The 17,328-nt window shown below is 54.6% G+C and carries 18 protein-coding genes; 8 read left to right on the forward strand and 10 right to left on the reverse strand.

The genetic code is table 11. The annotated features are described in order from the left end of the window. Window positions 1-77: 77 nt before the first annotated feature. From cpxP to NQ842_RS01335, 6 genes are all read left to right on the forward strand, one after another. Complete coding sequence (cpxP, locus tag NQ842_RS01310; protein WP_046889525.1) at window positions 78-584, forward strand: cell-envelope stress modulator CpxP; 507 nt, start codon at window positions 78-80, stop codon at window positions 582-584. A 153-nt stretch (window positions 585-737) separates the two neighbouring features. Next, complete coding sequence (gene fieF / locus NQ842_RS01315) at window positions 738-1,631, forward strand: CDF family cation-efflux transporter FieF (protein WP_014833768.1); 894 nt, start codon at window positions 738-740, stop codon at window positions 1,629-1,631. A gap of 174 nt (window positions 1,632-1,805) precedes the next feature. Further along, a complete protein-coding gene (gene pfkA, locus NQ842_RS01320) occupies window positions 1,806-2,768 on the forward strand; it encodes a 6-phosphofructokinase (protein ID WP_013099327.1) in 963 nt (320 codons plus the stop codon). 215 nt (window positions 2,769-2,983) lie between these two features. Then, entirely contained in the window at window positions 2,984-3,973 is a 990-nt protein-coding gene (locus NQ842_RS01325) for a sulfate ABC transporter substrate-binding protein (RefSeq protein ID WP_014833767.1), read from the forward strand. Window positions 3,974-4,083: 110 nt separating this feature from the next. After that, window positions 4,084-4,827: a CDP-diacylglycerol diphosphatase gene (locus tag NQ842_RS01330; protein WP_014833766.1), complete on the forward strand. Its 744-nt coding sequence runs from the start codon at window positions 4,084-4,086 to the stop codon at window positions 4,825-4,827. Window positions 4,828-4,900: 73 nt separating this feature from the next. Next, on the forward strand, window positions 4,901-6,205 hold the full coding sequence (locus NQ842_RS01335; protein ID WP_257256433.1) for an SLC13 family permease: 1,305 nt from the start codon (window positions 4,901-4,903) through the stop codon (window positions 6,203-6,205). A 47-nt stretch (window positions 6,206-6,252) separates the two neighbouring features. Here NQ842_RS01335 and tpiA read toward each other — a convergent pair whose 3' ends face one another. Both tpiA and NQ842_RS01345 read right to left on the reverse strand, forming a co-directional pair. Beyond that, window positions 6,253-7,020 (reverse strand): triose-phosphate isomerase, encoded by a 768-nt coding sequence (tpiA, locus tag NQ842_RS01340; protein ID WP_014833764.1) that lies wholly within the window; start codon window positions 7,018-7,020, stop codon window positions 6,253-6,255. Window positions 7,021-7,131: 111 nt separating this feature from the next. Continuing rightward, window positions 7,132-7,728: a DUF1454 family protein gene (locus NQ842_RS01345; protein ID WP_046889522.1), complete on the reverse strand. Its 597-nt coding sequence runs from the start codon at window positions 7,726-7,728 to the stop codon at window positions 7,132-7,134. Window positions 7,729-7,840: 112 nt separating this feature from the next. On the opposite strand from NQ842_RS01345, the gene NQ842_RS01350 reads away from it, so the two are divergent. Further along, entirely contained in the window at window positions 7,841-8,260 is a 420-nt protein-coding gene (locus NQ842_RS01350; protein WP_014833762.1) for a DUF805 domain-containing protein, read from the forward strand. Here NQ842_RS01350 and fpr read toward each other — a convergent pair whose 3' ends face one another. The 4 genes from fpr to NQ842_RS01370 all read right to left on the reverse strand — a co-directional run bounded on the left by fpr (window position 8,261) and on the right by NQ842_RS01370 (window position 12,613). Then, on the reverse strand, window positions 8,261-9,007 hold the full coding sequence (gene fpr, locus NQ842_RS01355; protein WP_014833761.1) for a ferredoxin--NADP(+) reductase: 747 nt from the start codon (window positions 9,005-9,007) through the stop codon (window positions 8,261-8,263). Between the two features lie 96 nt (window positions 9,008-9,103). Continuing rightward, window positions 9,104-10,114 carry a class II fructose-bisphosphatase gene (glpX, locus tag NQ842_RS01360; RefSeq protein WP_096928694.1) on the reverse strand — a complete coding sequence of 337 codons (1,011 nt, stop codon included), beginning with the start codon at window positions 10,112-10,114 and terminating at the stop codon, window positions 9,104-9,106. Window positions 10,115-10,237: 123 nt separating this feature from the next. Then, entirely contained in the window at window positions 10,238-11,746 is a 1,509-nt protein-coding gene (gene glpK, locus NQ842_RS01365) for a glycerol kinase GlpK (protein WP_013099318.1), read from the reverse strand. A gap of 21 nt (window positions 11,747-11,767) precedes the next feature. Beyond that, complete coding sequence (locus tag NQ842_RS01370) at window positions 11,768-12,613, reverse strand: MIP/aquaporin family protein (RefSeq protein ID WP_014833759.1); 846 nt, start codon at window positions 12,611-12,613, stop codon at window positions 11,768-11,770. A 398-nt stretch (window positions 12,614-13,011) separates the two neighbouring features. Here NQ842_RS01370 and zapB point away from each other — a divergent pair, with 398 nt between their 5' ends. Beyond that, entirely contained in the window at window positions 13,012-13,251 is a 240-nt protein-coding gene (gene zapB / locus NQ842_RS01375; RefSeq protein WP_013099316.1) for a septal ring assembly protein ZapB, read from the forward strand. Between the two features lie 583 nt (window positions 13,252-13,834). On the opposite strand, the gene rraA is transcribed toward zapB, so the two are convergent. The 4 genes from rraA to hslV all read right to left on the reverse strand — a co-directional run bounded on the left by rraA (window position 13,835) and on the right by hslV (window position 17,273). Continuing rightward, entirely contained in the window at window positions 13,835-14,320 is a 486-nt protein-coding gene (rraA, locus tag NQ842_RS01380) for a ribonuclease E activity regulator RraA (protein ID WP_014833757.1), read from the reverse strand. Window positions 14,321-14,412: 92 nt separating this feature from the next. Continuing rightward, complete coding sequence (gene menA, locus NQ842_RS01385; RefSeq protein ID WP_194516892.1) at window positions 14,413-15,333, reverse strand: 1,4-dihydroxy-2-naphthoate polyprenyltransferase; 921 nt, start codon at window positions 15,331-15,333, stop codon at window positions 14,413-14,415. Window positions 15,334-15,401: 68 nt separating this feature from the next. After that, the gene (gene hslU, locus NQ842_RS01390; protein WP_014833755.1) at window positions 15,402-16,733 is read right to left on the reverse strand and encodes an HslU--HslV peptidase ATPase subunit; all 1,332 of its coding nucleotides are present in this window, start codon (window positions 16,731-16,733) and stop codon (window positions 15,402-15,404) included. Between the two features lie 9 nt (window positions 16,734-16,742). Beyond that, entirely contained in the window at window positions 16,743-17,273 is a 531-nt protein-coding gene (hslV, locus tag NQ842_RS01395; protein WP_008501802.1) for an ATP-dependent protease subunit HslV, read from the reverse strand. Window positions 17,274-17,328 lie beyond the last annotated feature (55 nt).

A 17,328-nucleotide genomic window follows, 5' to 3' on the forward strand; every position in this document is an offset into this window, starting at 1 on the left:
CCCTGACGCATGTTTGCAGCCTGAATCGTAGACTGTCTCTCGTTGAATCGCGACACGAAAGATTTTGGGAGCAAGTGATGCGCAAAGTTACCGCTGCCGTCATGGCCTCAACGCTGGCGTTCAGTGCTTTTAGCCAGGCCGCTGTAGCTATCATCGGCGATAACGAGTCCTCACAAGAGGGCATAACGCAGCACAGCAGCCAAAGCCATATGTTTGACGGCATAAGTTTAACCGAACATCAGCGTCAACAGATGCGAGATCTGATGCAGAGGGCACGACACGATCAGCCCCCTGTTAATGTTAGCGAAATGGAGACAATGCATCGCCTTGTCACCGCAGAAAATTTTGACGAAAGCGCTGTACGCGCTCAGGCCGAAAAAATGGCACAGGAGCAGGTTGCCCGCCAGGTAGAAATGGCGAAGGTCCGCAACCAGATGTTCCACCTGTTATCGCCCGAGCAGCAAGCGGTTTTGAACCAGAAACATCAGCAACGAATGGACCAGTTGCGTGAGGTTGCACGGATGCAGCGAAGCTCAGAAGCGACGTTTTTCAGTAGCAATAGCAGTACCCGTAGTAACCAGTAAACCCTGTTTTCCTTGCCATAGACACCATCCCTGTCTTCCCCCACATGATGTGGGGGTTTTTTTTGCCCTTCATTCTGATGTGTTAACCGTTTATTCATCCTTTGACTCCGTAACCTTCCGTTATACTAGCGGCATGGCATGACAGGAGTATTTATGAATCAATCCTATGGACGACTGGTCAGCCGGGCCGCCATTGCCGCAACGGTCGTGGCATCGAGCTTGCTGGTCATCAAAATATTCGCGTGGTGGTACACGGGCTCGGTCAGTATTCTGGCGGCGCTGGTGGACTCGCTGATGGATATTGCCGCCTCGCTGACCAACCTGCTGGTGGTGCGTTACTCACTGCAACCGGCGGATGAAGAGCACACCTTCGGACACGGCAAAGCCGAGTCGCTGGCGGCGCTGGCGCAAAGCATGTTTATTTCCGGCTCTGCGCTGTTCCTGTTTTTAACCGGCATTCAGCATCTTGTTTCGCCATCGCCGATGAACGATCCCGGTGTGGGCGTGATTGTGACAGTGGTTGCACTTATATGCACCCTCGTTCTTGTAACATTTCAGCGCTGGGTGGTTCGCAAAACCCAAAGCCAGGCCGTACGGGCAGATATGCTTCATTATCAGTCTGATGTTATGATGAATGGCGCTATTCTTATTGCGCTCGGTCTGGCCTGGTATGGCTGGCATCGGGCCGATGCGTTGTTTGCGTTAGGGATTGGCATCTATATTTTATATAGCGCCTTGCGGATGGGGTATGACGCGGTGCAATCGCTTCTCGACCGTGCGCTTCCCGACGCAGAACGCGATGAAATTTATACTATCGTGACCTCCTGGCCGGGCGTCAGTGGTGCTCACGATCTTCGTACGCGGCAGTCAGGGCCGACCCGCTTTATTCAGATTCACATAGAAATGGAAGACAACCTGCCATTGGTTCAGGCTCACGTTATTGCTGAGCAGGTGGAGCAGGCGATTTTGCAGCGTTTTCCTGGATCGGACGTCATTATTCACCAGGATCCCTGCTCGGTTGTACCCGGTTATGTTGGGCTTTCGTAATTCGTTGTAAAAAAGTGAGCCAGGCCAGCATTTTGTGTATAAATTACCGCCATTTGGTCTGACCTGAATCAATTCAGCTGGAAGTGGTTGATATACTATTTGCAGTATTCGTTGGTCGACAAGTTTCTTCCGGCAACAGATTTCAATTTTGCATTCCTAAGTTCAGAGGTAGTCATGATTAAGAAAATCGGTGTGTTGACAAGCGGCGGTGATGCGCCGGGCATGAACGCGGCAATTCGTGGGGTTGTTCGTGCAGCGCTGACGGAAGGTCTGGAAGTTTTTGGTATCTATGATGGTTATCTGGGTCTGTATGAAGACCGTATGGTTCAGCTCGACCGTTACAGCGTGTCCGACATGATCAACCGTGGTGGTACCTTCCTCGGTTCTGCGCGCTTCCCGGAATTCCGCGACGAACACGTACGTGAAGTGGCTATCGAGAACATGAAAAAACGCGGCCTCGACGCACTGGTTGTTATCGGTGGTGATGGTTCGTACATGGGTGCAAAACGTCTGACTGAAATGGGCTTCCCGTGCATCGGTCTGCCTGGCACCATCGACAACGACATCAAAGGCACTGACTACACCATCGGTTACTTCACCGCCCTGGGAACCGTTGTGGAAGCGATTGACCGCCTGCGTGACACCTCTTCTTCTCACCAGCGTATCTCCATCGTTGAAGTGATGGGCCGTTACTGTGGTGATCTGACCCTGGCTGCGGCTATTGCGGGTGGCTGTGAGTTTGTTGTGGTACCGGAAGTGGAATTCAGCCGTGAAGATCTGGTCGCTGAAATCAAAGCCGGTATCGCCAAAGGTAAGAAACACGCCATCGTCGCGATCACCGAGCATATCTGTGATGTTGATGAGCTGGCGAAGTACATTGAAGCAGAAACGAAACGTGAAACCCGCGCGACCGTTCTGGGTCACATCCAGCGTGGTGGTTCCCCGGGGCCATACGACCGTATCCTGGCCTCCCGTATGGGCGCGTACGCGATTGAACTGCTGCTGCAGGGCCACGGCGGTCGTTGTGTTGGTATTCAGAACGAAAAACTGGTTCACCATGACATCATCGACGCCATCGAAAACATGAAGCGTCCGTTCAAAGGTGACTGGCTGGACTGCGCGAAAAAACTGTACTGATCGGCATCCAGGGTAAATGCAAAACGGTAACCCCTGGGTTACCGTTTTTTTATGTTTGCTCCCTCTCCCGTGGGAGAGGGCTGGGGTGAGGGCATCAGGCCACTCATCCACTATTTATTCCTCAAAGTTATAGCCAATCTTTTTTTATTCTTTAATCATCAATTCCGTTTCTGGCACGCTGCATTTATCAAAACACTACACATGAGAGCTGGGCGATGAATAAATGGGGCGTGGGTTTAACATTATTGCTGGCATCGACCAGCGTTCTGGCTAAGGATATCCAGTTACTGAACGTGTCTTACGACCCGACACGTGAGCTGTACGAGCAGTACAACAAAGCCTTTGCGGCACACTGGAAGCAGGAAACAGGCGACAATGTGGTGATTCGCCAGTCTCACGGCGGCTCTGGTAAGCAGGCGACGTCCGTCATCAACGGCATTGAAGCGGATGTGGTGACGCTGGCGCTGGCCTACGATGTGGACGCGATTGCCGAACGTGGCCGTATTGATAAAAACTGGATTAAACGCCTGCCGGATAACTCCGCGCCATACACTTCGACCATCGTTTTCCTGGTGCGTAAAGGCAACCCGAAACAGATTCATGACTGGAACGATCTGGTGAAACCCGGCGTGTCGGTCATCACGCCGAACCCGAAAAGCTCAGGCGGCGCACGCTGGAACTACCTGGCAGCCTGGGGCTACGCCCTGCATCACAACAATGGCGATCAGGCCAAAGCTCAGGAGTTCGTCAAAGCGCTGTATAAAAACGTTGAGGTGCTGGACTCCGGCGCGCGTGGCGCAACCAATACCTTCGTAGAACGCGGCATTGGCGATGTGCTGATTGCCTGGGAAAACGAAGCCCTGCTGGCGACCAACGAACTGGGTAAAGACAAATTCGAGATCGTGACCCCGAGCGAATCTATCCTCGCGGAGCCGACCGTTTCTGTGGTGGATAAAGTGGTTGAGAAAAAAGAGACCAAAGCGGTGGCGGAAGCTTACCTGAAGTATCTCTACTCGCCAGAAGGCCAGGAAATTGCGGCGAAGAACTTCTATCGTCCACGCGATCCGGCAGTGGCGAAGAAATACGAAAGCGTATTCCCTAAACTGAAACTCTTCACTATTGATGACGTGTTCGGTGGCTGGACGAAAGCGCAGAAAGAGCACTTCTCTAACGGCGGAACCTTTGATCAGATCAGCAAACGCTAACGTTTTGTAACGAACGACACGGTGACCCGGTGTGAGAAATCCACCGGGTTTTTTATTTGGTCATCATTTTGCGTTACTCTTTGGCCTCTATTGAAAACAGGGAACGCGTTGTGAAAAAAATTATCTTACTGATTCTGATCGTTATCGCCCTTGCCGCGGGTGGCGTGTACTGGATGAAAGCAGGTAATCCAAATGCGTTGCGTCACATCGTGCTCGACCAGTGTGTACCCAATCAGATCCAACATCGTCATCCGGCGCCGTGTGCGCAGGTGAAACCTGACGCGGGCTATGTGGTGTTCAAGGATCGCAACGGGCCACTGCAGTACCTGCTGATGCCGACCTACCGCATCAACGGCACCGAAAGCCCGCTTCTGACACAGCCTCAAACACCCAATTTCTTCTGGCTGGCATGGCAGGCCCGGAGCTTTATGAGCATGAAGCATGGCTCCGAGGTGCCGGACAGCGCAATATCATTGACCATCAACTCACCCACGGGCCGCACGCAGAACCATTTCCATATTCACATCTCCTGCCTGCGCCCGGACGTGCGCGAGAAGCTCAATGCCGTGCAGGGGCAAATCAGCACCCAATGGCTGCCACTTCCTGGCGGACTGGAAGGGCATGAATATCTCGCCCGCCGGGTGACGGAGAACGAGCTGGTACAGCGGAGCCCGTTTATGATGCTGGCAGAAGAGTTACCGGAAGCGCGTGATCATATGGGGCGCTTCGCGCTGGCGATGGCTCAGCAGTCGGATGGCTCGTTTGTGTTGCTGGCGACTGAACGGAATCTGCTTACGCTTAACCGCGCGTCGGCTGAGGAATTGCAGGATCATCAATGCGATATCCTCAAGTAACCCCACCATAAATAGCGTTTACTCGTCCTGCCTGTCGCCGTAGACTTGCTGAAAAAAACGACAGGAGACAGGCATGTCGCTCTGGTTAACCCACCCTCTGTTTGTGCCCTCAGCGATAGTCGGCGTCACCATTGTGTTATGGGCGACGTCGCTACTACCGGAATTCATCACCGCGCTGCTGTTCTTCACGGCAGCGATGACCGCCAGAATAGCCCCGCCGGAGGTTATTTTTGGCGGTTTTGCCTCGTCTGCTTTCTGGCTGGTGTTCAGCGGCTTTGTACTTGGCGTGGCGATCCGCAAAACCGGTCTGGCTGACAGGGCCGCGCGGGCGCTCTCCGCCAGGCTTACCGACTCCTGGGTGCTGATGGTAGCCAGCGTGGTTCTGCTGAGCTATGCCCTGGCATTTGTGATGCCATCGAACATGGGGCGTATCGCGCTGCTGATGCCCATCGTTGCTGCCATGGCAAAACGCGCCAGTATTGCCGACGGGTCACGTGCCTGGTTTGGACTGGCGCTGGCTGTCGGGTTCGGCACGTTCCAGCTTTCGGCCACCATCCTGCCTGCCAACGTCCCTAACCTGGTGATGAGCGGCGCGGCAGAGGGATCATACGGCATTCATCTGAACTACGTTCCTTATCTGCTGCTGCACACGCCGGTGCTCGGTATTCTCAAAGGGGGGATTCTGATTGGCTTAATCTGCTGGTTATTCCCCGGCAGCCCGCAGCCGCCCAGGGATCTGGCGCCCGCTGAACCGATGGGGCGAGATGAAAAACGTCTCGCCTGGCTGCTGGCGTTGGTGCTGGGAATGTGGGTGACGGAGAGCTGGCACGGTGTGGGGCCTGCATGGACGGGGCTGGCGGCATCGGTCATTGTGATGCTGCCACGCGTTGGTTTTATCACCGGAGAAGAGTTCTCGACGGGGGTGAATATGCGCACCTGTATTTACGTGGCGGGCATCCTTGGACTGGCGATTGTGGTGACGCAAACCGGCATCGGCACGGCGGTGGGGGAGACGTTGCTGCAGATTATGCCGCTGGATGCCGACAAACCGTTCACCAGTTTCCTGGCGCTGACCGGGATCACCACGGCACTGAACTTTATTATGACGGCTAACGGGGTCCCGGCGCTGTACACCACACTGGCGCAGAGTTTCTCGGAGGCGACGGGCTTCCCGCTATTGTCTGTCATCATGATTCAGGTGCTGGGCTATTCCACGCCGCTGCTGCCGTATCAGGCGTCGCCGATTGTGGTGGCGATGGGATTAGGAAAGGTGCCTGCAAAGGCGGGGATGGTGCTTTGTCTGGCGCTGGCGATTGCCACGTATCTGGTGCTGCTGCCGCTGGATTATTTATGGTTTAGTGTGCTGGGCCGGTTGTAGCGATATTGCAGGGCGGGTAAGCGCAAACGCTACCCGCCACAACAGCATTACGCCTGTTTAGCCGCTTCTGCCGCTTTAACGATCACCGCGAAAGCGTCAGCTTTCAGGGATGCACCGCCAACCAGCGCGCCATCGATGTCTGGCTGGGTGAACAGTTCAGCTGCGTTGGAGGCGTTTACGGAACCGCCGTACTGGATGATAACCTGCTCTGCCACTTTCGCGTCGGCTTTCGCAATGTGATCACGGATGAATTTGTGAACCGCCTGAGCCTGCGCTGGGGTGGCAGATTTGCCGGTACCGATCGCCCATACTGGCTCGTAAGCGATAACCGCGCCTTCGAATGCTGCCGCGCCCTGCGTTTTCAGCACCGCGTCAATCTGACGTGCGCACACTTCTTCAGTTTTGCCCGCTTCGTTTTCTGCTTCGGTTTCACCGATGCACAGAACCGGGATCAGACCCTGCTCTTTCAGCACCGCAAATTTCTTCGCGATGAATTCGTCGGATTCTTTGTGGTAGGTACGACGCTCAGAGTGGCCGATGATGATGTATTTCGCGCCGATGTCTTTCAGCATTTCAGCAGAGGTTTCACCGGTGAATGCGCCAGACAGGTTAACGTCAACGTTCTGTGCGCCCAGAATGATGTGGCTGCCATCAGCGGCACGTTTAGCCAGATCCAGGTACATATCCGGCGGAGCGATAGCAACCGCGCAGCCTGTCACGCCAGCCAGCTCTGTACGCAGGTTAGCAACCAGTTCGTTTACCATGTGGCGGCTGCCGTTCAGTTTCCAGTTACCCATCACTAAAGGATGTCGCATTTCAATTCTCCACGCTCAATAAGCGAATTAAGGAATATGGCCACCCTGACGGGCAGCATGGTCTGTGAATCAGTATAGAGATTTTCCCTCGAAAGGCTTTGCTTTTTGTCATTAATTCGCCCCTCCGAGTGTGTCTGATAGTGCCAGCTTAATCGGTTCAACAGCGAAGGTCAGGCCTTTTTCGCCGTTATCTGCCACCACATAGCGCACTGCCCCTTCGGTATCGGCGTAGTAGCGCTTGTTTTTACCCGCGGCCAGCAGTTTTTGGAGCTTTTGCTGGCTCTGTTTTTTTGTCAGTGCAGGGGTGAATGCCTGCAAAACCGCACTCATGTACTCCAGTGCCTTCGCTTTAGCGGCTTTCTGCTCCGGCCCCTGAACAGGTAGCCAGGTGATCTGCATGCTCTTGATTTTTAGCGTGCCGCGCTCCAGCGCCGTTGATGCGTACAAGTTCTCGTTAATCTTGCTGGCGGCACGCGTCAGGGTTGGGGTATCGCGGGCGCTATCAATGGCACGAAACTCATCCAGTGGCAGCGTTGGGTTGGTCTGGTTAAAGGTTTCGCGAAACTGACTGATGGACTGATCGAACGACGGAGCACCTGCCAGAAGATAGGGCGCAGTAGTCGGGGCAGTGGTTTCGGCGGCATGCAGGGGAAAACCGGTGCTTAACATCGCTAAACACAGGAAAAGAGAGTGTGCCGAATTTTTCATCAACATTGCCCCTGGCCGTAAGTGCTCATGATTAAATCGATATATGGTCGGCTTGTCAAAAGGTCACAACTCCAGGGTAAAATGCGCACTATATGATAATAAGGAACCTTACATGACCATACAGCAGTGGTTGTTTTCATTCAAAGGGCGTATTGGACGCCGTGACTTCTGGATCTGGATGGCCGCGTGGATTGTCGCCATGCTGCTTCTGTTTTTTGTGGCCTATAACGCATGGCTGAGCACGCAAACCGCGGCGTTTGCGCTGGTTTGTTTACTGTGGCCAACGGCGGCTGTGGTGGTGAAACGCCTGCACGATCGCGGTCGTTCGGGGGCATGGGCTTTTCTGATTATTCTGGCGTGGATGCTGGTGGCAGGGAACTGGTCGATGCTTCCGTCCATCCTCCCCTGGGTAGTGGGCAAACTGCTACCGACGATTATCTTTGTAATGATGGTTATCGATCTGGGCGCGTTTATTGGCACCCAGAGCGAAAACAAATACGGAAAAGACACCCTTGAGGTGAAATACCGCTGATCACCAGTAGTGCTCGGCGGTCATATGACCCGGCCGGCGGCGAAGGTGTTTCGTCATCTGCCGGGTATCTTTCAGAAGCTGCTGCGTGTCCCGTACCATCTGCGGGTTACCGCACAGCATCACGTGGCTGGTCTCGGCACGCATCGGTAAGCCAACAGCCTCTTCCAGAGCACCACTCTCAATTAACGCCGGTACCCGACCAGTAAGCGAACCCGCCGCCGTTTCGCGGCTCACCACGGTCTGGATTTTCAGCTTTCCGGCGTACTGCTGTTCCAGCTCCTGCATCTGCGGCAGATAGCTTAAGTCTGCGGCGTAACGCGCCGCATGCACCAGCACGATGTTTTTAAACCGCTCCAGGTCTTTGCCGTACTGCAAAATGGAGAGATAGGGGCCGATGGCCGTGCCGGTTGCCAGCATCCACAGGGTTTCGCAGTCCGGGATTTCGTCCAGGACGAAGAAACCTGCCGCGTCACTCACAATCTGTATATCATCACCCGGTTTAAGCGCCGCCAGGCGTGGGCTGAGTTTGCCGTCCGGGACGGTGACCAGATAGAACTCGAGATCCGGGTTGTCGGGCGCGTTGACGTAAGAGTAGGCGCGCTGCACGCGCTCGCCGTCGATATCCAGCCCCAGCTTGGCAAACTGACCGGCCGTAAACGGATGGATGGGAGCATGCACGGTGAGACTAAATAGCGCATCGGTCCAGAATTGTATCTTAGTGACTTTACCTGTTACCCAGTCCGCCATGATCTTCTCCTGTGCTGTTTCTTATGTCTATCTTCCGTATTTGTGGTGAAGATATCCAGCCCATTCGGGCCGGAAAGCTCTATCGATCAAACGGTTTTACAGAATGTGCGTCTGTACGTCCGGGTCTTTACGGTCGAGATAGTGAATTGACTGAATGCGACGAATGGTGCGCGATTTGCCGCGGATCAGCAGCGTTTCCGTGGTCGCCATGTTGCCTTTGCGGGTGATGCCATCCAGCAGATCGCCTTTGGTGATGCCGGTCGCGGAGAAAACAACGTTGTCGCTGCGGGCCATTTCGTGAAGTGCGAGGACTTTATTGGCTTCAATACCCATTGCCTCACAGCGCGCCAGCTCTTCTTCGCCCATGCGACGATTCTCTTCGTTGTCGCCTTTGACGTCATGGCGGGGTAGCAGGCGGGCCTGCATGTCACCATCCAGCGCCCGGATCACCGCAGCAGAGACCACGCCTTCCGGCGCGCCGCCAATACCGTACAGGACATCCACTTCACTGTCTGGCATGCAGGTCAGAATGGAGGCCGCCACGTCGCCATCCGGGATGGCAAACACACGCACGCCCAGCTTTTGCATCTGTGTGATGGTGGCGTCGTGGCGAGGTTTTGCCAGAATGGTGACGGTGAGTTCGCTCAGCGGTTTTTTTAACGCGCTGGCGATATTACGCAGGTTCTCTTCCAGCGGCAGGCTGAGGTCGATGGCACCCTTCGCGCCTGGACCGACAATCAGCTTTTCCATGTACATATCCGGTGCGTTGAGGAAGCAGCCTTTGTCACCCACGGCCAGCACGGCCAGCGCGTTGGCCTGTCCCATTGCCGTCATGCGCGTACCTTCGATCGGGTCGACGGCGATATCCACAGCATCACCTTTGCCAGTCCCGACTTTTTCACCGATGTAGAGCATAGGCGCTTCGTCAATCTCGCCTTCACCGATCACAATGGTGCCGTCAATATTGACCTGATTGAGGACAATGCGCATGGCATGGACAGCCGCACCGTCGGCGGTATTTTTGTCGCCACGGCCAAGCCATTTATAGCCTGCCAGGGCAGCAGCTTCGGTAACGCGGGAAAACTCGATAGCAAGTTCACGTTTCATGAGGTACTCGTGCAATCAAAAGGAATTGCACGAAGTTTATCACAGAGTGGGGCGAGGCGAGGGGACCGGTGCAGCCGGAGCCCCTCACCCTGACCCTCTCCCCGGGGGAGAGGGAATGTATGATTACTCTTCGTGCTCTTCCCACGCCAGGGCACGTTTAACCGCTTTCTTCCAGCCGCTGTAGCGGTAGTTACGCTCGGTGGTTTCGATGCCCGGGCGGAATTCGCGTTCGATAACCGCTTTTTCCTGCAGCTCGTCCAGGTTCTGCCAGAAGCCGACGGCCAGACCGGCGAGATACGCTGCACCCAGCGCGGTCACTTCGCGCACTTCCGGGCGTTCCACGCGGGTGCCCAGAATGTCAGACTGGAACTGCATCAGGAAGTTGTTCGCGACCGCACCGCCATCCACGCGCAGAGCGTGCAAACGAATACCGGAGTCAGCCTGCATCGCTTCCAGCACATCACGCGTCTGGTAGGCGATAGATTCCAGGGTGGCGCGAATAATGTGGTTGGAATTCACACCACGCGTCAGACCGAAAATCGCGCCGCGTGCATACGGATCCCAGTACGGTGCGCCCAGACCGGTAAACGCAGGTACCACGTACACGCCGTTGGTATCCTTCACTTTGGTGGCGAAGTACTCGGAGTCGAACGCATCGCTGATAAGCTTCATCTCGTCACGCAGCCACTGGATGGATGCACCCGCCATGAATACCGCACCTTCCAGCGCATAGTTCACTTCACCGCGTGGGCCACAGGCGATGGTGGTCAGCAGACCGTTTTCTGATTTCACCGCTTTCTCGCCAGTGTTCATCAGCATAAAGCAGCCGGTACCGTAGGTGTTTTTCGCCATCCCTTCTTTCACGCACAGCTGGCCAAACAGGGCCGCCTGCTGGTCACCAGCGATACCGGCGATAGGAATACGCGTGCCGCCTTTACCACCGATGTTGGTCTGACCGTACACTTCAGAAGATTTACGCACTTCTGGCAGCATGGCGCGTGGGATATCCAGCGCGTCCAGCATCTTGTCATCCCACTCCAGGGTGTTGATGTTGAACAGCATGGTACGTGAGGCATTGGTATAGTCAGTGACGTGAACGCGCCCCTGGGTCATCTTCCAGATAAGCCAGGTGTCGACGGTACCGAACAGCAGCTCGCCGCGTTTTGCACGCTCACGTGAACCTTCCACGTGGTCAAGGATCCACTTCACTTTGGTGCCGGAGAAATACGGGTCAACGACGAGGCCCGTGGCGCTGCGGACGTACTCTTCCATACCGTCGCGCTTAAGCTGTTCACAGATCTCTGACGTACGACGGCACTGCCAGACGATGGCGTTATAGATAGGCTTGCCGGTTTCACGTTCCCAGACGATGGTCGTTTCACGCTGGTTGGTAATACCAATCGCGGCAATCTCGTCGGAACTGATATCGGCTTTCGCCAGCACTTCGACCAGCGTGGAGCTTTGCGATGCCCAGATCTCCATAGGGTCGTGTTCTACCCAGCCTGGACGAGGATAGATTTGCTCAAATTCGCGCTGTGATACGCTGACAATGTTCGCGTCATGATCCATTACGACAGCGCGGGAGCTGGTGGTGCCCTGGTCGAGCGCAACAATATATTTTTTTTCGGTCATGGTGTAAGTCCCGTAGTCAGATTACAGCGAAGCTTTTTGTTGTGCGGCAGAAGTCGATTCTTTCTCCTCGTCCACACAGGTGTCGCACGGTAAGTGGCGACCAATTAATTTGCGATAGCTAAACGCACCCAGCGCAGCCCCGACAACCGGTGCAAACAGCGGTACCAGGAAGTAAGGGATATCTTTGCCGCCGGTGAAGGCCACGTTGCCCCAGCCAGCGATAAAGGCGAACGCTTTCGGTCCGATATCACGCGCCGGGTTCATCGCGAATCCAGTCAGCGGGCCCATGGATGCGCCGATCACCGCAATCAGCAGGCCAATCAGCAGTGGTGCCAGCGGGCCGCGCGGAATGCCGTTTCCGTCGTCGGTCAGCGCCAGGATAACGCCCATCAGAATAGCGGTAATCACCATTTCAACTGCGAACGCCTGCACAAAATTGATATGCGGGTTTGGATACGTTGAGAAGATACCTGCCAGATCCAGACTTTCGACACTGCCGCGCACCATATGATGCGTCTGTTCGAAGTCGATGAAAAGATTGTAATAAAGCCCGTAAACTAACGCCGCTGCGCAAAACGCGCCGGCAAATTGAGAAATAATGAAAGGAACAACTTTGCGTCCGTCGAAGCACGCGAACAGCCACAATGCGATGGTCACCGCCGGGTTAAGATGTGCGCCAGAAACCCCTGCAGTCAGGTAGATGGCCATTGCCACACCCAGACCCCAGATGATACTGATTTCCCACTGACCAAAACTGGCACCCGCCACTTTCAGTGCAGCAACACAGCCCACTCCGAAGAATATCAACAACCCGGTACCAAGGAACTCGGCAATGCACTGGCCTTTTAAGGTTGATGTCTGACTCATAATCGGAATCCTGAAGAGATTGATGTTTATTGTTAGCATGACCGCCCGTGACAGCCATGATGTCCTGTAGACATAGTGTTAATTTATCGTTAACGAGCAAAAACGAGAAATATCGAAATCAAAATGTGTGGTCTGTGTCAATAAAATGAGCGTTTGCGCGCCATAAAGCGCATTTTTGCATCAGCGCGGGAGTGTGAGCTGAATCATTTCATTAACTAATGAGTTAACAACTTAGGGGTAATTGCCGCGAACGCACCAGGACGAGGCCGAAAAGTGTTGCAAACCGCGATCTGCGCGGTGTGTCGCTGGACAGGGGCGACGGGGCTTCATACAATCGGCATAGATGTTGTGCGCGTTTACGTTAAAGCGTCGCCTTGCAATTCAGAAGAGGTAGGATCATGTCTTTAGAAGTGTTTGAGAAACTGGAATCGAAAGTACAGCAGGCGATTGACACCATCACGCTGCTGCAGATGGAAATTGAAGAGCTGAAAGAAAAGAACAACAGCCTGGCGCAAGAAGTGCAGACAGCTCAGCACGGCCGTGAAGAACTGGAGCGCGAAAACAACCAGCTGCGTGAACAGCAGAACGGCTGGCAGGAACGTCTGCAGGCGCTGCTGGGACGTATGGAAGAGGTTTAATTCCCCTGGGATTGACCTGAGCAGGCCGGGTAAGGCGAAGCCGCCACCCGGCTTTTTTATGGTTATCGCGATTTGACAATAACCATAAAAAAGGCCGCCCGAGGCGGCCTTAACGCTACTTGTCCTGCGCTGTCGTAGTAAAAGCAACAAACACTTTCGGTTCATCACTCTTCACAACGAGTACGCTGGCGACAATGAACGCAATACATAAATAGCGTTTCATTATGCGGTCCCTGCTGCTAACCGCTCCACCGTTCACCACCGGTGATAAGTCGGTGGACACAAGCCCTGGTGTTAGCCTGCTTTACGGTAGTGAATACACCTTTCCCTGGACCGATGCCCACTTGCGAGATGGCGGAAAGGGACGCTGCATCATAATAAACATCAACCGTGGCGTTAAGGTATTCATACACAATTAGGATTTTATTAAGGTTCTGAGGGATTGCCCAGGGTTTGGACGAGAGTATGATGAAGATCCCTGGTGTTAGTCTACAAACCTTCCCAACGGACCGCGAATCCCGAGGGACAAAAAAACCGCCACATTGCTGTTGGCGGTTTTTTTATAGAACGCGCTTACTGTTTACTACTCAATATCCAGCGGATCTTCGGAGAGGATAATGCCGGTGTTATCGGCATAGAGATGGTCACCAGAGAAGAAGGTCACGCCGCCGAAATTGACGCGGATATCGCTTTCGCCAATGCCTTCACCCGCGGCGCCTACCGGAATGGCGGCAATCGCCTGAATGCCGATATCGAGGTCTTCGAGATCGTCCACCTGGCGGACTGAACCGTAGACCACGATGCCTTCCCATTCGTTTTGCACGGCAAGACGGGCCAGTTCAGCATCTATCAGCGCACGACGTACTGAACCGCCACCATCGACCAACAGCACGCGACCACGACCGTTCTGTTCGAGCAGATCGTACAGCAACCCGTTATCCTCGAAACATTTCACCGTGATGATTTGTCCGCCAAACGACGACCGCCCACCAAAGTTGGAGAACAGCGGTTCAACGACGTTGACATCTTCCTGGTAGATGTCACAAAGCTCGGAGGTATCGTATTTCATAGGTTTAACGCTCTGTTGCTGCGAATGTGTTCAGTATATCGTGCGAAATGCGTTGTTGGCAAAATCATCAATTGTTAATTGATATTTGTCAGTTAACTCAGCGTCTGGCTCAGGACAATCCCTATCACGAACAACAGGTTAGTGAGCAATGCGCCTTTTACCGTACGCTCAAGCATCGGTGGCATGGCTGCCGGGCTGAGTTCACGCATCACAAAGCGGGCCTGTTTAATCAGTAGCGGCGCGGCGAGCACAAACAGCCAGCCCCAGAGACTATGCAGCGAGATCAGGTTGAACAGCCCGAGGCAGAGCAGGGCGCCCATCAGCAGGCAGGCATGATAGCGACGCGCGTTAACCGGCCCCAGACGCACGGCCAGCGTGTTTTTGCCGTTCTCACGGTCGCTGTCGATATCGCGCAGGTTGTTGATGTTAAGTACCGCCGTTGCCAGCAGGCCGCAGGCGGTCGCGGGCAGGAAAAGAGCAGGGATGAGCGTATGCGCCTGCAGGTACCAGCTGCCCATCACGCTCAACCAGCCGAAAAACACCAGTACGGAGATATCACCCAGGCCGATATAACCGTAAGGGCGCGTGCCGACGGTGTAGGTAATGGCGGCGATAATGGCGAGCAGGCCCAGCACCAGAAAACCAATGAAATCACTGGTGGTTTTCGAGGCGACCGTCACCAGCGCCAGGCCGGATAAACAAATCAGTACCACGGTGATAATCAACGCGCGCTTCATCTGTGCCTGAGTAATCACCCCTTTCTGCATCCCGCGCAGAGGGCCGATACGGTCAGGTTTATCGCTACCCTTAACCGCATCGCCGTAGTCGTTGGCGAGATTAGAGAGGATCTGCAACAAACCGGCGGTGACCAGCGCCAGCACGGCAACCAGCGGATCGAAATACCCCTGCCACCAGGCAAGGGCGGTACCGACGATAATCGCGGCAAAGGCCAGAGGAAGGGTTTTAGGGCGCAGACTTTCGAGCCACGCCTGAGTACGGCTGATATCAGTCATAGTTATTTAGCCAATAAAAATGGGGGCATTAGCCCCCATTAAACGTGATGAGAATGCAATAACCGCGATTATAGGATAAAACGGCTCAGATCTTCATCTGCCACTAACGCATCCAGGTGTTTACCCACATATTCTGCGTCAATGGTAATGCTTTGACCGTTAAGGTCACTCGCATCATAAGAGATATCTTCCATCAGGCGTTCCAGCACCGTGTGCAGACGACGCGCACCGATGTTCTCGGTGGTTTCGTTGACCTGCCAGGCCGCCTGGGCGATGCGTTTGATACCGTCTTCGGTGAACTCAATGTTCACGCCTTCGGTCGCCATCAGCGCTTTGTACTGTACGGTCACAGACGCGTTTGGCTCGGTCAGGATACGTTCGAAATCTTCAGTGGTCAGCGCCTGCAGCTCAACGCGGATAGGCAGACGGCCCTGCAGTTCCGGGATCAGGTCAGACGGGCTGGCAATCTGGAACGCACCGGACGCGATAAACAGGATGTGGTCGGTTTTGACCATCCCGTGCTTGGTGGAGACGGTGCAGCCTTCAACCAGCGGCAGCAGGTCGCGCTGCACACCTTCACGGGAGACATCCGGGCCAGACGCGTTACCGCGCTTACAGATCTTATCGATTTCGTCGATAAACACGATACCGTGCTGCTCAACCGCGTCGATAGCATCCTGCTTCAGCTCTTCCGGGTTCACCAGCTTTGCCGCTTCTTCTTCAATCAGCAGCTTCATCGCATCTTTGATTTTCAGCTTACGCGCTTTCTGTTTCTGACCGCCCAGGTTCTGGAACATGGACTGCAGCTGGCTGGTCATCTCTTCCATGCCAGGAGGAGCCATGATTTCCACACCCATTGGTGCGGCGGCGAGATCGATCTCAATCTCTTTATCATCCAGCTGGCCTTCGCGCAGCTTTTTGCGGAATGCCTGGCGCGCCGCAGACGGTTCAGCCTGCTGTTCAGCCTGGCCCCAGTTGTTTTTCGCCGGCGGGATCAGCACGTCGAGGATGCGCTCTTCAGCCATCTCTTCCGCGCGATAGCGGTTTTTCTCGATCGCCTGGACGCGAACCATCTTGATTGCCGAGTCGGTCAGATCGCGGATGATAGAGTCCACTTCTTTACCTACATAGCCCACTTCGGTGAACTTAGTGGCTTCAACTTTGATGAACGGCGCGTTAGCCAGTTTCGCCAGACGACGGGCGATTTCGGTTTTACCGACACCGGTTGGGCCGATCATCAGAATGTTTTTTGGCGTCACTTCATGGCGCAGCTCTTCATCGAGCTGCATGCGGCGCCAGCGATTACGCAGGGCGATAGCCACGGAGCGCTTGGCATTGTCCTGGCCGATAATATGTTTGTTCAGTTCGCTGACAATTTCGCGTGGGGTCATTTCAGACATGGGAGATCCTTACGCTTTAGAGGTCAATTCTTCGATGGTGTGGTTGTGGTTGGTATAGATGCAGATATCACCTGCAATATCCAACGCCTTCACAGCGATATCACGCGCATTCATGTCGGTATTCTCCAACAGTGCGCGAGCCGCAGCCTGGGCATAAGGGCCGCCAGAGCCGATGGCAATCAGGTCGTTTTCCGGCTGAATGACATCACCGTTACCGGTGATGATCAGCGATGCGGTTTCATCGGCCACGGCCAGCAGCGCTTCAAGCTTGCGCAGCATGCGGTCGGTTCGCCAGTCTTTCGCCAGCTCAACGGCGGCTTTCACCAGATGACCCTGGTGCATTTCCAGTTTACGTTCAAACAGTTCAAACAGCGTGAAAGCATCAGCCGTGCCGCCTGCAAAACCGGCGATCACTTTGTCGTTGTATAAACGACGGACTTTTTTCACGTTGCCTTTCATTACGGTATTACCCAGCGTGGCCTGGCCATCACCGGCGATTACCACGTGGCCGTTACGGCGTACACTTACTATTGTTGTCACGAGCAGACCCCCTGGTTACAGAATCGGGAAACAGAAGCCCTGAGCCTGTGCTCAG

It is taken from the genome of Enterobacter cloacae complex sp. R_G8 (assembly GCF_024599795.1).
Classification (GTDB): Bacteria; Pseudomonadota; Gammaproteobacteria; order Enterobacterales; family Enterobacteriaceae; genus Enterobacter; species Enterobacter dissolvens.

What these genes read in the sequence shown, in the direction of transcription:
- hslU (WP_014833755.1), bottom strand. Translation starts at nt 16,733, where the DNA reads ATGTCTGAAATGACCCCACGCGAAATTGTCAGCGAACTGAACAAACAT.
- NQ842_RS01350 (WP_014833762.1), top strand. Translation starts at nt 7,841, where the DNA reads ATGACCATACAGCAGTGGTTGTTTTCATTCAAAGGGCGTATTGGACGC.
- NQ842_RS01370 (WP_014833759.1), bottom strand. Translation starts at nt 12,613, where the DNA reads ATGAGTCAGACATCAACCTTAAAAGGCCAGTGCATTGCCGAGTTCCTT.
- NQ842_RS01325 (WP_014833767.1), top strand. Translation starts at nt 2,984, where the DNA reads ATGAATAAATGGGGCGTGGGTTTAACATTATTGCTGGCATCGACCAGC.
- fpr (WP_014833761.1), bottom strand. Translation starts at nt 9,007, where the DNA reads ATGGCGGACTGGGTAACAGGTAAAGTCACTAAGATACAATTCTGGACC.
- menA (WP_194516892.1), bottom strand. Translation starts at nt 15,333, where the DNA reads ATGACTGATATCAGCCGTACTCAGGCGTGGCTCGAAAGTCTGCGCCCT.
- NQ842_RS01335 (WP_257256433.1), top strand. Translation starts at nt 4,901, where the DNA reads ATGTCGCTCTGGTTAACCCACCCTCTGTTTGTGCCCTCAGCGATAGTC.
- pfkA (WP_013099327.1), top strand. Translation starts at nt 1,806, where the DNA reads ATGATTAAGAAAATCGGTGTGTTGACAAGCGGCGGTGATGCGCCGGGC.
- cpxP (WP_046889525.1), top strand. Translation starts at nt 78, where the DNA reads ATGCGCAAAGTTACCGCTGCCGTCATGGCCTCAACGCTGGCGTTCAGT.
- tpiA (WP_014833764.1), bottom strand. Translation starts at nt 7,020, where the DNA reads ATGCGACATCCTTTAGTGATGGGTAACTGGAAACTGAACGGCAGCCGC.
- glpK (WP_013099318.1), bottom strand. Translation starts at nt 11,746, where the DNA reads ATGACCGAAAAAAAATATATTGTTGCGCTCGACCAGGGCACCACCAGC.
- zapB (WP_013099316.1), top strand. Translation starts at nt 13,012, where the DNA reads ATGTCTTTAGAAGTGTTTGAGAAACTGGAATCGAAAGTACAGCAGGCG.
- rraA (WP_014833757.1), bottom strand. Translation starts at nt 14,320, where the DNA reads ATGAAATACGATACCTCCGAGCTTTGTGACATCTACCAGGAAGATGTC.
- glpX (WP_096928694.1), bottom strand. Translation starts at nt 10,114, where the DNA reads ATGAAACGTGAACTTGCTATCGAGTTTTCCCGCGTTACCGAAGCTGCT.
- NQ842_RS01345 (WP_046889522.1), bottom strand. Translation starts at nt 7,728, where the DNA reads ATGAAAAATTCGGCACACTCTCTTTTCCTGTGTTTAGCGATGTTAAGC.
- fieF (WP_014833768.1), top strand. Translation starts at nt 738, where the DNA reads ATGAATCAATCCTATGGACGACTGGTCAGCCGGGCCGCCATTGCCGCA.